Raw genomic sequence first — 13,080 nt, 5'->3', positions numbered from 1 at the left:
AAACAGATGCTTCCTCCGCGTCACCTTTGCAGCTGCCGCTGTCCGGCTTCGACGGTGGGTTTCCACCTCGTCGAGCGGCAGTAGGACCGCCGCACGACAGAGGAAGAGAAAGCCCACCCCCCGCGAGGGCCCGGTGGGCTTTCGAGCCTCTATGCTCGATCGCAGCCGTGCCTCGGTCCGGGTCACTCCAGGAGAGGTCAGGAATGCGAGCTGCGAACATCGAACGAAAGGAGGGCGGCAGTACGAAGAGCGTGCGCGCACACGCCGCCCTCGTGTTGGCCATGACAGCGGTACTGGTCCACGGACCCGCGAGGGCCCAGGAGCCAGCGCCGGCCCAGACCGCGACACCCGCGGCGGATACGCCGGCCATCACCGCCGATCGTCTCGCGGAACAGGAGGCGGAGCAGAAGAAGGCGTCCGAGGAGAAGAAGGGCGTCTCCGTCTCGGCCGCGCCGGGCAAGGGACTCACGGTCACGACCGATGATGGCCGCTTTGGCATCACGGTCAGGGCACGGGCTCAGCTCCGGGAGACGCTCACCTGGGAGAAGGACAAGACGACCAACGAGATCAACGTGAAGACGTTGCGCCTGATCACCCAGGGGCATGTCCTCACCACCGACCTCAAGTACACCATCCAGCTCGCCTTCGGCGGCAACGACTTCGAGACGGGCAGTGCCTCGCCCATCTTCGACGCGTTCGTCGATTACACGAAGGTGCGCGATCTCAATCTGCGCGTCGGGCAGTACTTCGTTCCGTTCGACCGGGCCCGCACCATCCGGGAGTTCGCGCTCCAGCTCGTGGACCGGCAGCAGGTGGTCCAGGAGCTGACGTTGGATCGCGACGTCGGCCTGATGCTGTACTCGAACGATCTCGGTGGGCTGAATGGCCTGCTGGGCTATCACCTCTTCATCGGCGGCGGAGAGGGACGCAACCGGTTCGGCCCCCAGGCCGCGGGAGGCATCTACGTGGCGCGCCTGGTGCTCCGGCCGTGGGGCAACTTCGACGATGATCAGGAAGGAGACCTGCAGCGGCTGCCCAAGCCACGCCTCGCGATCGGGCTCGCCGGTGGCTACAACCAGGGGACGAATCGCCAGCGGTCGACCACGGGCACCACGCTGACGCTCGGGACGCTGGACTACACACACGCCGCCGCCGACGTGGTCTTCAAGTACAGAGGGTTCTCGTTCCTCGGCGAGGCCGTGCTCCGCAACACGGGGCAAGACTTCCTCGAGGGCACCAACGCGAGCGGGGCGACGATCCGGGAGTACTCACGTTCCGGTTGGGGCTACTTCCTCCAGGCCGGCCTGATGGTCTCTCCGTTGGTCGAGGTCGCCGCGCGGTGGGACCAGCTGTTCGCCTTCGCCGGAACGGACCCCGCACTCATCAACCAGGTCAACACGCAGGGGAAACAGGTGGGCGGTGGACTCAACGTCTACCTGAACGGTCACGCGTTCAAGCTCCAGACCGACTACTTCTACATCTTCGGTCACGACCGCTCCGCGAGCCGGCATGTCGCGCGGCTCCAGCTCGACGCCTCGTTCTGAGCCTGGAGCTGACCGTGCCCGGGATGAGCGTGGTCACCCGCCATCCCGGGCCGGCTCGACGTCCATGACCCATTGCTCCGGCGAGGACAGACACACGCCGTTGCCCTCGTCGTCGGTGGACACGCAGAATCGGGTCCCACACGAATGGGGCCGTGTCAGGGAACAGCGCAACTGACACCGGCCCTGGTGGCAGACAAATTCCTCCGGACAGCTCTCGGAACCTTCGTGTCCGCAGGTCCGGACACATGACCTCCGGGCCTGCCCCACCAGGGGGAGCAGCGGCTCCGTCACACACACAGTCCCCTCGGGACAGGGACTGTCGTCATGGCACGAGCGTCCGTACACCGCGAGGCAGACCGACACTCCACCCTCCAACCCGAGGCACTCCTGGCCCTCGGGACACGTGCGTCCTTCGCACGTGGGCTGACACACGGGCCCATCGGGGTCTCCGCGAGCACAGAAGGAGCCCTCCGGGCATGCTCCTTCCTTCCCAGGCACACACCGCCGGCCGCACCAGCCGGAACCGGCGCAAACGAGCCCCTCCTCGCAGGCCCATTCCCTCTGGGCCCACTGGACATAGCGCAGACACCGCTCCCCCTCCTTTCGCAAGCCCGCGTGGGCACAGGCGCGCAGAGCCATCCTGTCCCGCCCTCGCATGGGAATGGATCGGCAAGCGGTCTGAGGTGGACACCACGAGTCCGACTCACACCCGCTGCCCGTACACCGCCGCTGCTGGTAGCGCGGATCATGGAAGCACACGAGTGGAGGGTCACACTGCTCGTCACCCCGACAAGGCTGAAGGAGGGTGGGCAGCTCCCGGAATTCCGCGGGCAACAAACGCGGAGCGAAGCGCCACCCCTCAACCACCCGCTCCGCGGGCGCCCGGAGCCACAGAATGACGAGTCCTACCAGTGGAAGGACCAGCAGCACGGAGGCGGCAGCCACCAGCACAGCCCGCCCCTTCATGGCGCGCACGCCCCTCCGGGCCCCACTCTCCTTCTGACTACGTCTCGCGGGAGCGCCCGTCTGTCCTGCCACATCATGGAGCCATGCTACCCGTATGGTGGACCCAGCGCACGATTTCACCCGTCAACGCCGGGAGGCTTCGTGCGGTAACGTTCCGCCCCTCCGTCCATGAGATGCATCAGGCCAGTGCCACCCCCATGAACTCGTACAGCAAAGGCCTCAAGAGACCCATGTCATGGGCGTTATTTCACCTGCTCAGCCTGCTCGCGGGCCTTGGAGCCAGCGGTTGTGTAGAAGGCTCCAACTGCACACCGGCGGATACTACCCACAGTTGCTGCGTGAAGAATCATCCCCACAACCCGGAAGCCTGCGATGGAATCGAGGGGGTACAAGGCCAGTCCTTCCGCGCCGCTCAATCCACGAAGCCCCCTCCGTTACTCCCCAACAACAAACCCACGATGGGCGGTAAGGTTCCACTCATCGCCGCGGCGGCACTGGCCCTGACAGATTCCGAGGCCTTCCAATCGCTCCAAGCAGAACTCGAGAAGATTCTGGAAGAATGCACAAAGCAGGCAGAAGATGACGTCAACCAGAAGCGATTGGGCGGGAGGAAGCCGGGAAGGGCCGACTGCGAGCAAGCAGTTGGAAAGAAATCCAACGGAACGCCTGTAACACAAGCCATGCGCTGGGGACTGGAAAAGCACAAGGAGGCCCGTGAGTGTGTCGACCTGGCATTGAGACAACTGATTCCCGGGCAGTTCAGCCTTGAACAGCGCTACCGTTTCGATCCTGCCACAGGACAAACAGGCCTCGTGAGCAAGGAAGCGCGGGAAAGACTCGTACGACAAGGGCGTGAGAAAGAACTCGAGGGCACGTTGGAGCCAGATGTCGTCATCCACACAGGAGATCCACTCAAAGCCTGGGCTGTCTACGATTTCAAATTCCCCTGCCCGGAGACCAACCCTCCCACTTGGAGCAACTATCCCAAAGGACATCCCTACCAGGGTCGGACTCAAGGAGAGATGTACCGGCAAGCCCTGGGGCCCTCGCCCTCTCGCGTGACGCCCTTGGACGGAGTCATTCCAGATCCCATATGGTGAGCAAACATTATCCGAAGCTCCGGCAACCCCTGCCTGATGGCCGGATCGGCCTGCGAGAGGGACTCATCCTCTGTTTCTTCATGCGCTGCCCTCACGACACCGCATCGCAAGCCGTCACACGCGCTCTGAATCTCTATCTCGATGCAGTGGGCCACGAGAAACTGGGATGGTACGTGGACATGGGAGGCACTCTACCCCCAGAGGAGCACAAGGGATGGGCCGGAGCCATACGACCTCTCGATGACGCGCAGTGGAAGAAGGTTCGTGACGAATTGAGAGCACCCTCCAGTTGCATCCTACAATTGGAAGAGTATGAGGATCAGGTGGGTGGATTTCATTTCGAATACCATGGCAGGTCACCCGAAGACATCGCCAAGCCGGGTTTCGTGAGCGCGGTTTCATTCTGGTTACCCACAGAGCATCTGGAGGAGCACGGCCCCGAACACGTCAAGGAACTGGCCGTGGCGATTGCACGCGAGGTCCCTCTCGACTCTGGCTACGTCAGTCTTGCTTTCAACCATCTCCTGCCGAGCAAGCCGGTGATGCGGCTCATCCAAGAGCAATGCTTCCGCTATCCGGGAATGGACGTACATAATCTCAGCACCACATCCATGTACCTGGGCGAGAAGGCACGGGGAGCCTACTGGCTGAACTTCTATGGACAGACATTGCTCGATCAACTTGGTGGCGCAGGAGGAATTCGCGCACAGTTGACCCATCCGGAAGTGTCCGTCGAGGAACTGAACGCACAGAAGGTACTGGTCTCGCTGGGGAAATGGCCTGAAGCGGGCGATGTGGAGCAGGAGAAGGAAATGCGGCCGTACCACGCCCTGGCTCGGATGCTGGAACCCCATCTGTACGAAGCTCCTACATCCCGGGACATCACTCGACGCTGGCAGCGCCGCTTCCTCGATACATGACCTGAAAAGTCACCCCAGCCACCTCCCCCGTCAGGTAGAGTGTCCCGGTACGGAGGCATACCGGCCATGACCCTCGCCATCGCGGGCTTCTCCCCAGTTCCCCCAGAGCTGCTGCTCGTCCTCGTGGCCTCGCTGCTGCTCTGGAGCCGGGTGCACCAGCTCCTCCTGGGTCTCACGGTCCGGTGCGGCGAATGGGGCGCCTTCCGCGCGGCCCTCGCCCTCGCCGGTTTCCTGAAGTGGCTTCCCCTCTCGGCCTGGATGAGGGCCAGACTGTGGCGCGAGGAGCTCTACGCGCACTCGGCGCTCGGCCATACCGGAACAGCCGTCGCGGGTGCCCGCCGCCTCGCGGTCCATGCCAAGGCGGACGGATGCCTGCTCTGCGCTACCTGCGTGGTCAACCTCTTCATCAACGCGGGCCTCTACCTGGAGGCACTCGACATCGAGCGGGGCTGGCCGTGTCCACCGGCTCCCGATGCGCCGTCCGCCGAGCGGAATGAATGGACCCTGGTCCGGTTCAACCTCGTCGAGGCCGTCTACAACCTCGGCGGATGGGGAGCCGCCAACGCGCGCCTGTCCTCCCTGGAGGAGCCAGCACGCGCGTTTCCCTTCCTGTGGAACTTCTTCCCCGTCCAGCGGGCGTGGATCCTCGCGCACACCGGGCACGGAGAAGAGGCGCTCGCCGCCCTGGAGAACGTGGACCGCCAGCGCGTGCCCCGGGTGTACCGGAGCGAGGTCCACTTCACCCGCGCCGCGGCACTCCTGGCGCTGAGCCGGTACGAGGAAGCGGAGTGGGAAGCGCACAGGGGGTTGAGGCGCGCGCGCCGGGTGTCGAGCACGCGCAACGGGCTGTTCCTGCTCGGGCGCATCGCCATGGCGGCGGGACATCTGGAAGAAGCCCTGCGCTTCTTCGAGGCAGGCGCCGCGCACCTCTACAAGGGCCAGGGCGGAGATGGCTTGCTGGCCTGGGGCGATTGCCTCGCGAAGCTCGGCCGCCAGGAGGAGGCCCGGGACGCATGGCGGCTCGTGCTCGTCAGGGACGCGCAGAGTGGTGCGGCCTCGGAGGCGGCTTCCCGGCTCGGTCTCCACGCGCGCCCCCTGGCTGCCTCCGGGTGCCCTGGCCTGCCCGAGGCGCGCTAAGGTGCGCGGCCCATGCCCCTGCCCATCCGCCTGGTGCTGCTACGCCCGCGCAACGCGGAGAACCTGGGTGCCGCCGCCCGGGCCATGAAGAACTGCGGCCTGTCCGAGTGGTCCTGGGTCCGCCCCGAGGCCGAGGATCTCTCCCCCGCCCGCCGGCTCGCCGTCCACGCCGAGGATGTCCTGGAGGCCTCGGGCCGCGCGGACACGCTCGACGCCGCCGTGGCGGACTGTGTCTGGGTGGTGGGCACCAGCTCTCGCAAGGTGGAGGGCAAGCGCCGGCTCTCCCCTCGCGCCGTGGCCGAGGAGATGGTGCAGCGTGCCTCCCAGGGTCCCGTGGCCCTCGTCTTCGGCGACGAGCGCAGCGGGCTCACCAACGCCGAGGTCGAGCGCTGCCACGACCTGTCCGCCGTCCCCACCGCTCCCGAGCAGCCCTCCATCAACCTCGCCCAGGCCGTGCTGCTGTACGCCTATGAAATCCGCATGGCCACGCTCGCCGCCTCGCCGCCTCCCGCCGCTCCGCTTCCCGTCGCGGCCACGGATACCGAGTTGGCACTGGTGGAGTCCGCCCTGGAGAACGCGCTCGTGACCGGAGGGTTCCTCGTGGACGAGCAGACCCGGGGCCGCACCGCGCTCCGGGACTTGTTCGCCCCACTGCGCCGCTCCCGGCTCACCCACAAGGAGGCGAAGTTGTGGCTCGCCGCCCTGCACACGCTGGCCAAGAGGCTGCGCTCACGTGACTCGGGGGGATGACCCTCACCCCAACCCTCTCCCAGGGGGAGAGGGAGTATCTGTCACCTGGTGGAGGTGCCCAGGAGCTTCGTCATCAGCTTCGGGTCCTCCGGCAGCAGCCCTGACTTCGGCAGCCGCTTGAGCAGTTCCTTCCAGCGCGGGTCCGCCTTGTAGGTCTTCTGGAGCAGGGGCACCGCCTCGTCCACCTTGCCCACGTTGACGAGCGACACCGCGTGCCAGAACACCATCTCCGCGTTGCCCGGCGCCAACGCCTCCGCCTCCGAGTAGGCCTTCAGCGCCGCCTGCGTGTCGTTGCGCTCGATGGCCAGGTCTCCCTCGTTCATGAAGTTGTACGCCCGCTGCAACGTCACCAGCCGGCGCAACTCCTTCAGCGGGGCCGGGTGGTCATCCACCCGCAGGTCGAACTTGCGGTCCGCCCACGGCCGCCCCGAGGCCTTCCCCGACACCACGATGAGCGCCGCCGACTGCTTGCCCCGGATGTCTCCGCCCTGCGCCTCCGCCGCCTCGAGCGCCGCCAGCATCCGCTCGGCCAGGTCCCCCTTCGCCTCCCGGTAGGCCCTGGCCATCGCCGGCCACACCGTGTCCTTCTCCATCATGTTGGCCTGCACCGAGAAGTTCTCCCCCACGATGTGGCCCGCCGCCGCGACGCACTTCTCCCCCGTGTGCGCCGCCACCCGGCCCTGCGCGTCGATCATCCCCACCTGCCGCACCTGGCTCGCCGAGTCCGCCGCCAGCAACCCCGCCAGCGACTGGGGAGCACTGCGGCCCGCGCGCATCAGCTCCAACCCCAGCTTTCCGTAGGACGGATCCACGAAGGACTGGGTGGCCACCGCCCCCACGCCCGCCTCGGCCCACGGCACCGTCGCGCCCACCGAGAACCAGTGGGATTGCACCGCCACGCCCAGTTCCCCCGTCTGCGGGTCACGCGCGACGATGGAGTAGGTGTTCACGGGCCGCTTGGGCACGGGCGCCGGCTCCGCGGCGAGCGCGGGCACGGCGAGCAGGGTCAGCAACAGGATGGAACGCACGAGAAAGCCTCCAGGGAAGGGGCCGCGAGACTGAGCGAGCGGGCATCCAGCCGCAAGCGCCCTCCTCCTCCCGCCCCTCCAGCGAGCGGCCTGGAAGCATCCCCAGTGAGGCGCTACCCAGGTCCCTACCTTCTCTGGAGATACCAACCTGGAAGGAGCCAACCATGTGGCACATGCCCTACGAGCGGATGTCCATCGGCGACGGGCCGGACGACGAGCCCAACGTCCCCAACCGGGAGGCCCCCACCGAAAAGGAGCCCGGGCCCAAGCGCACGCCCAACGCCGCCGAGGGCACCGACGGCGAGGAGCGCCGCATGCCCCAGGACGAGCCCGGCCCCACGCCCGGCTCCGCCGAGGGAGGCGCCTTCGACGAGCCCTCGCGGCATTGACTCGCGGCCGTTACAGTGGCCCCGAGCCATGAATCGCAAGCCCCCCGCCCGACGCCCCCCGCCTCCCTCCTCCAACAAGCACGCCCACCCCGGGCGCTGGGAGGGCAAGGCCAAGCCGGATTGGATCGCCCGCGCGCTCGCCCGGGCCGGGGTGCTGCCGCAGAAGGAGGCCGAGGACGCCATCAAGGCCGGCCGCGTCTCCGTGAACGGGAAGGTGGTGAAGCAGCCCCTCGCCCCCGTCCTCCCCGGAGCCGCCGTGCGCGTGGACGGGCTGCCCGTGTCGCTCAAGGCACCCACCCGCGTCCTGGCCTTCCACAAACCCGCCGAGCTGCTCACCTCCACGGTGAGCCAGCATCGTGTGGGCACCGTCTATGAGGTGCTCCTGCCCCAACTGCCCCCGGAGCTGGCCGGCTTCACCTGGCACGCGGTGGGGCGGCTGGATCGGGGCACCACCGGGCTGCTCCTCTTCACCAATGACGACAAGCTGGTGACGCACGCCACGTCCCCCGACACGCACCTCACCAAGCGCTACGTGGCCACCGTCTTCAGCGAGGCGGACGAGGAGAAGGTGGAGCCGTTGCGCCACGGCGTGCAGTTGGAGGACGGCCCCGCCCGGCCCGCGAAGGTCCGGCTGCGCGACGCGCACACCGTGGAGGTCACCGTCACCGAGGGCCGCAACCACCAGGTGAAGCGGATGCTGGGCGCGGTGGGGTTGCCCGTGCGGGCCCTGCACCGCGAGGCCGTGGGCGGCGTGGAGCTGGACGTGCCCGAGGGCTCCTTCCGGCTCCTCACCGACGCCGAGGTCGCCGAGGGCCTCCGCTATACCCCCGGTACTAATAAGGAGTGAGGGGCCTCCGGCTCAGGACTGCCGCTTCAGGCTGCCCACGGTGAGCCCCGCCCGGCGCGGCTGCTCCCGGTTGACCTCATCGGCCCGGGACCGGGCCAGCCCCGGCGCGCTGGAAGGCGCACGTGGACTCGCCGCGGCGGGCGCGGGCGTCCCCCTCCCCTCGGCCCCACCGAGCAGCTCCTGGATGCGGGCCCAGCGCGCCTTCTCGTCGGCCATGAGGCGCTTGAGCTCCTCACGGGCCGTGGCATCCGGGAGCGCGTCGGCCGCCGTGGTGACGCGATCCAGGAAGGGCATCAGGTAGCCGATATCCCTGTCGAAACCAGCGGGCTGCGCCATGTGCGTCCTCCTCGGGTAGGGGAACAGGCCCCGTCCACCCTTCCTACCTCACCGGACAGTCATCCGGGCGCCTCTTCCTCCCTGGAAATCCACTTGGGAGACAGAAGCTTTCGGGTCGCTCCGGGGTTATGTACCCCCGAGTGTAGGCAGGGCTCCTCCAGCGGCCCGGCGACCGGGGGGGCTTCCCCTCCGGCTTGAGAGGGAGTACACGGCTCCCCGGCTCCATGCCGATTTGGCTGGAAACTTCAAGCAGCGGGAAGTAAGGGCGCCCCCTGCCCTGTTCTCGCAGGACTTCAATCAGCAGAAGGACCGACCCTCGTGGCCACCCAAGTTCCCATCGAAAAGGTTCGTAACATCGGTATCTCCGCCCACATCGACTCGGGCAAGACGACTCTCTCCGAGCGCATCCTCTTTTATACGGGCCGCATCCACGAGATCCACGAGGTGCGTGGCAAGGATGGCGTGGGCGCGAAGATGGACTCGATGGATCTGGAGCGTGAGAAGGGCATCACGATCCAGTCTGCCGCCACGTACGCGATCTGGGGCGAGTACAACATCAACCTGATCGACACCCCGGGACACGTGGACTTCACCATCGAGGTGGAGCGCTCCCTGCGCGTGCTCGACGGCGCCATCCTCGTCCTCTGCTCGGTGTCCGGCGTGCAGTCCCAGTCCATCACGGTGGACCGGCAGATGAAGCGCTACAAGGTTCCCCGCATCGCGTTCGTCAACAAGATGGACCGCGCGGGCGCCAACTACGAGCGCGTGGCCGCTCAGCTGAAGGAGAAGCTGGGCCACCACCCCGTGCGCCTCCAGGTTCCGATCGGCGCCGAGGAGCGCTTCCAGGGTCTCATCGACCTCATCCAGATGAAGGCGTTCTACTTCGATGGTGAGAGCGGCGAGAAGATCCGCGAGGAGGAGATCCCCGCCGAGTACGCCGAGAAGGCCAAGGCCGACCGCCTGGAGATGATCGAGAAGGTCGCCGAGGTGGACGACACGCTCGGTGAGCTCTTCCTGGCGGATGCCGCCATCAACAACGAGCAGATCATGGCCGCCATCCGCCGCGCCACGATCGCGCTGAAGATGACGCCCGTCATGTGCGGCTCGGCCTACAAGAACAAGGGCGTGCAGCTGCTGCTCAACGCCATCTGCTCGTTCCTGCCCAACCCGGCGGAGATCACCAACGAGGCGCTGGACCAGAAGAACGGCGAGGCGAAGGTCATCCTCGAGTCCAGCCCGGACAAGCCCTTCGTGGGTCTGGCGTTCAAGCTGGAGGACGGCCGCTACGGTCAGCTCACCTACATGCGCATCTACCAGGGCAAGGTGAGCAAGGGTGACTTCATCGTCAACCAGGCCAACCAGAAGAAGGTCAAGGTCCCGCGCCTCGTCCGTATGCACTCGAACGAGATGAACGACATCAACGACGCGCGGGCCGGCGACATCGTCGCCCTGTTCGGCGTCGAGTGCGCCTCCGGCGACACGTTCACCGACGGCACCGTGGCCTACACGATGACGTCCATGTTCGTGCCGGACGCCGTCATCTCGCTCGCGGTGAGCCCGAAGAGCCGCGACGCCCAGGCCAACTTCTCCAAGGCCCTCAACCGCTTCACCAAGGAGGATCCGACCTTCCGCGTGAACCGTGACGAGGAGTCCGGCCAGACGATCATCAAGGGCATGGGCGAGCTGCACCTGGAGATCTACATCGAGCGCATGAAGCGCGAGTACAACTGCGAGGTGGTCGCCGGTAAGCCGCAGGTGGCCTACCGCGAGACGATCTCCCAGAAGGGCGAGTTCTACTACACGCACAAGAAGCAGACGGGTGGTTCCGGTCAGTTCGCGCGCGTGTGCGGTTACGTGGAGCCCCTGCCGGCCGACGCCGTGCAGCAGTACGAGTTCGTGGACGACATCGTGGGCGGCTCCATCCCCCGCGAGTTCATCCCCGCGTGCGACAAGGGCTTCCAGGAGGCCATCAAGAAGGGCTCGCTCATCGGCTTCCCCGTGGTGGGTGTGCGCGTGGTCATCAACGACGGCGCCTTCCACGCGGTGGACTCGTCCGAGCAGGCGTTCAAGACCGCCGCCATCATGGGCTTCCGCGAGGGCTACGCGGCCGCCAAGCCGATCATCCTCGAGCCGATGATGAAGGTGGAGGTCCAGGCTCCCGAGGACTTCCAGGGCTCGGTGGTGGGTCAGATCAACCAGCGCCGTGGCACCATCCTCGAGTCCGGAACGGCCGAGGGTTACGTGACGGTGGTGGCCGAGGTGCCGCTGAACACCATGTTCGGCTACTCCACGGACCTCCGCTCGGCCACCCAGGGCAAGGGCGAGTTCACGATGGAGTTCTCCAAGTACACGCCGGTGCCCCGCAACGAGGCCGAGGCCCTGATGGCGCAGTACAAGGAGAAGCTGGCCGCCGAGCAGGCTGCGCGCAAGTAGTTTTGCGCTGCACGGCCTGACAGTTCCAGGCTGTTGAAGGAAGGCGCCTCCCCCGGGGGCGCCTTCTTTGTTTTCGGGCCCGCTGGCGATTCGCGTCGCGGGCCCCCCGGGGACCATCCCCACTCACGAGAACACATGACTTTCGAAGACCTGAAGCTTGCCGAGCCCCTGCAGCGCGCCGTGAAGGCCGAGGGCTACACCACTCCCACGCCCATCCAGCAGCAGGCCATCCCCCACGTACTGGAGGGCAAGGACGTGCTCGGCTGCGCGCAGACGGGTACTGGCAAGACGGCGGCGTTCACGCTGCCCATCCTCCAGCGGCTCTCCGTGGGCCGCCCGACGCCGCCCGCCCGCGGCCGCCCCATCCGCGCGCTCGTGCTCAGCCCCACCCGGGAGCTGGCCGCGCAGATTGGTGACAGCATCCGCGCCTACGGGCGCTTCACCGGCATCACCTCCGCCGTCATCTTCGGCGGCGTGGGCCAGAACGCCCAGGAGCAGGCCCTCAGGCAGGGCGTGGACATCCTCGTGGCCACCCCGGGCCGCCTGCTGGATCTGATGCAGCAAGGCTTCGTGTCCTACAAGTCGCTCGAGGTGTTCGTCCTCGACGAGGCGGACCGGATGCTGGACATGGGCTTCATCCATGACGTGAAGCGCGTGATCGCCGCGCTGCCCAAGAAGCGGCAGACGCTGTTCTTCTCGGCCACCATGCCGCCGGAGATCCAGGGGCTGGCCAACAGCATCCTGACGAACCCGGTGCGCGTGGAAGTGGCGCCGGTGGCCACCACGGCGGAGACCATCGACCAGCGCCTGTACTTCGTGGAGAAGGAGCAGAAGCGCGGGCTGCTGGTGCACCTGCTGCAGACGGACAAGGCCATCCAGCGCGTGCTCGTCTTCACGCGCACCAAGCACGGGGCGAACCGCGTGGCCAAGCAGCTGGAGGCCGCGGGCATCGGCGCCGAGCCCATCCACGGCAACAAGAGCCAGAACGCGCGTGAGCGGGCGCTGGCGGCCTTCAAGTCCGGCACCTGCCGGGTGCTGGTGGCCACGGACATCGCCGCGCGGGGCATCGACATCGACGGCATCACACACGTCATCAACTTCGACCTGCCCAACGTGCCCGAGACGTACGTGCACCGCATCGGCCGCACGGGCCGCGCGGGCGCGGCGGGCATCGCCCTCTCCTTCTGCGACGCCGAGGAGCGCGCGTACCTGAAGGACATCGAGCGCACCATCCGCCGGCGCGTGCCGGTGATGGAGGAGCACCCCCACCGCTCGAACCTGGCGGCCCCCGCCGAGGGCGCGCTCGGGCAGGCTCCGTCCCGGCCTCAGCAGAGCAACCGTCCGCCGCAGGGCCAGTTCCGGGGCGAGCGCCGTGACGGCGAGCGCCGCGATGGCAACGGGGGTGGACGCCGCCGCCGGGGCGGTGGTGGCGGTGGTGGCCGGGGTGCGAACGCGGGAGGCCCCCGGGGCTCGGAGTCGGCGCGTCCGCCTCGGAGCGACCGTCCGGCCCAGCAGCAGGCCCAGCGCCCCTCGGCGTCGGCCCCGGCCGCACCGCCCGCCGTTTCCCAGAGGCCTCGCGCGCCCAAGTGGCTGTAAGAAGCGCTCGCGACGAGAACCTCCGCACACCGGA

The 13,080-nt window shown here is 67.4% G+C and carries 11 protein-coding genes; 9 read left to right on the top strand and 2 right to left on the bottom strand.

The annotated features are described in order from the left end of the window. Nucleotides 1-203: 203 nt before the first annotated feature. The 5 genes from BO221_RS21240 (at nt 204) to BO221_RS21220 (ending at nt 6,417) form a co-directional block, all read left to right on the top strand. Nucleotides 204-1,544: a porin gene (locus BO221_RS21240; RefSeq protein WP_073562290.1), complete on the top strand. Its 1,341-nt coding sequence runs from the start codon at nt 204-206 to the stop codon at nt 1,542-1,544. Nucleotides 1,545-2,707: 1,163 nt separating this feature from the next. Continuing rightward, nucleotides 2,708-3,610, top strand: a complete 903-nt coding sequence (locus BO221_RS53880; RefSeq protein WP_143195584.1) for a hypothetical protein — start codon at nt 2,708-2,710, stop codon at nt 3,608-3,610. After that, nucleotides 3,604-4,530 carry a type VI immunity family protein gene (locus BO221_RS21230; protein ID WP_233166183.1) on the top strand — a complete coding sequence of 309 codons (927 nt, stop codon included), beginning with the start codon at nt 3,604-3,606 and terminating at the stop codon, nt 4,528-4,530. The genes BO221_RS53880 and BO221_RS21230 overlap by 7 nt, the downstream gene beginning before the upstream one ends. Nucleotides 4,531-4,596: 66 nt before the next feature. Then, the gene (locus BO221_RS21225) at nt 4,597-5,667 is read left to right on the top strand and encodes a tetratricopeptide repeat protein (RefSeq protein WP_073562288.1); all 1,071 of its coding nucleotides are present in this window, start codon (nt 4,597-4,599) and stop codon (nt 5,665-5,667) included. A gap of 12 nt (nt 5,668-5,679) precedes the next feature. After that, nucleotides 5,680-6,417 (top strand): RNA methyltransferase, encoded by a 738-nt coding sequence (locus BO221_RS21220; protein ID WP_073562287.1) that lies wholly within the window; start codon nt 5,680-5,682, stop codon nt 6,415-6,417. A 41-nt stretch (nt 6,418-6,458) separates the two neighbouring features. On the opposite strand, the gene BO221_RS21215 is transcribed toward BO221_RS21220, so the two are convergent. Then, entirely contained in the window at nt 6,459-7,445 is a 987-nt protein-coding gene (locus BO221_RS21215) for a DUF1028 domain-containing protein (RefSeq protein ID WP_073562286.1), read from the bottom strand. Nucleotides 7,446-7,609: 164 nt separating this feature from the next. Here BO221_RS21215 and BO221_RS21210 point away from each other — a divergent pair, with 164 nt between their 5' ends. Both BO221_RS21210 and BO221_RS21205 read left to right on the top strand, forming a co-directional pair. After that, nucleotides 7,610-7,834, top strand: coding sequence for a hypothetical protein (locus tag BO221_RS21210; protein WP_073562285.1), 225 nt, complete (start codon nt 7,610-7,612; stop codon nt 7,832-7,834). Nucleotides 7,835-7,862: 28 nt separating this feature from the next. Beyond that, nucleotides 7,863-8,681: a pseudouridine synthase gene (locus tag BO221_RS21205; protein WP_073562284.1), complete on the top strand. Its 819-nt coding sequence runs from the start codon at nt 7,863-7,865 to the stop codon at nt 8,679-8,681. Between the two features lie 12 nt (nt 8,682-8,693). On the opposite strand, the gene BO221_RS21200 is transcribed toward BO221_RS21205, so the two are convergent. Continuing rightward, nucleotides 8,694-9,017 carry a hypothetical protein gene (locus BO221_RS21200; RefSeq protein ID WP_073562283.1) on the bottom strand — a complete coding sequence of 108 codons (324 nt, stop codon included), beginning with the start codon at nt 9,015-9,017 and terminating at the stop codon, nt 8,694-8,696. A 318-nt stretch (nt 9,018-9,335) separates the two neighbouring features. Between BO221_RS21200 and fusA the strand changes: the two genes are divergently transcribed. Then, the gene (gene fusA, locus BO221_RS21195) at nt 9,336-11,450 is read left to right on the top strand and encodes an elongation factor G (RefSeq protein WP_073562282.1); all 2,115 of its coding nucleotides are present in this window, start codon (nt 9,336-9,338) and stop codon (nt 11,448-11,450) included. Nucleotides 11,451-11,585: 135 nt separating this feature from the next. Further along, on the top strand, nt 11,586-13,046 hold the full coding sequence (locus BO221_RS21190; RefSeq protein WP_073562281.1) for a DEAD/DEAH box helicase: 1,461 nt from the start codon (nt 11,586-11,588) through the stop codon (nt 13,044-13,046). Nucleotides 13,047-13,080: the final 34 nt, after the last annotated feature.

It is taken from the genome of Archangium sp. Cb G35, assembly GCF_001896145.1.
GTDB lineage: Bacteria > Myxococcota > Myxococcia > Myxococcales > Myxococcaceae > Archangium > Archangium violaceum.
The sequence above is the reverse complement of the archived record's forward strand: the minus strand, read 5'-3'. Positions and strand labels throughout refer to the sequence as shown.

What these genes read in the sequence shown, in the direction of transcription:
- BO221_RS21205 (WP_073562284.1), top strand. Translation starts at nt 7,863, where the DNA reads ATGAATCGCAAGCCCCCCGCCCGACGCCCCCCGCCTCCCTCCTCCAAC.
- BO221_RS21225 (WP_073562288.1), top strand. Translation starts at nt 4,597, where the DNA reads ATGACCCTCGCCATCGCGGGCTTCTCCCCAGTTCCCCCAGAGCTGCTG.
- BO221_RS21200 (WP_073562283.1), bottom strand. Translation starts at nt 9,017, where the DNA reads ATGGCGCAGCCCGCTGGTTTCGACAGGGATATCGGCTACCTGATGCCC.
- BO221_RS21230 (WP_233166183.1), top strand. Translation starts at nt 3,604, where the DNA reads ATGGTGAGCAAACATTATCCGAAGCTCCGGCAACCCCTGCCTGATGGC.
- BO221_RS21190 (WP_073562281.1), top strand. Translation starts at nt 11,586, where the DNA reads ATGACTTTCGAAGACCTGAAGCTTGCCGAGCCCCTGCAGCGCGCCGTG.
- BO221_RS21220 (WP_073562287.1), top strand. Translation starts at nt 5,680, where the DNA reads ATGCCCCTGCCCATCCGCCTGGTGCTGCTACGCCCGCGCAACGCGGAG.
- BO221_RS21210 (WP_073562285.1), top strand. Translation starts at nt 7,610, where the DNA reads ATGTGGCACATGCCCTACGAGCGGATGTCCATCGGCGACGGGCCGGAC.
- BO221_RS21240 (WP_073562290.1), top strand. Translation starts at nt 204, where the DNA reads ATGCGAGCTGCGAACATCGAACGAAAGGAGGGCGGCAGTACGAAGAGC.
- BO221_RS53880 (WP_143195584.1), top strand. Translation starts at nt 2,708, where the DNA reads ATGAACTCGTACAGCAAAGGCCTCAAGAGACCCATGTCATGGGCGTTA.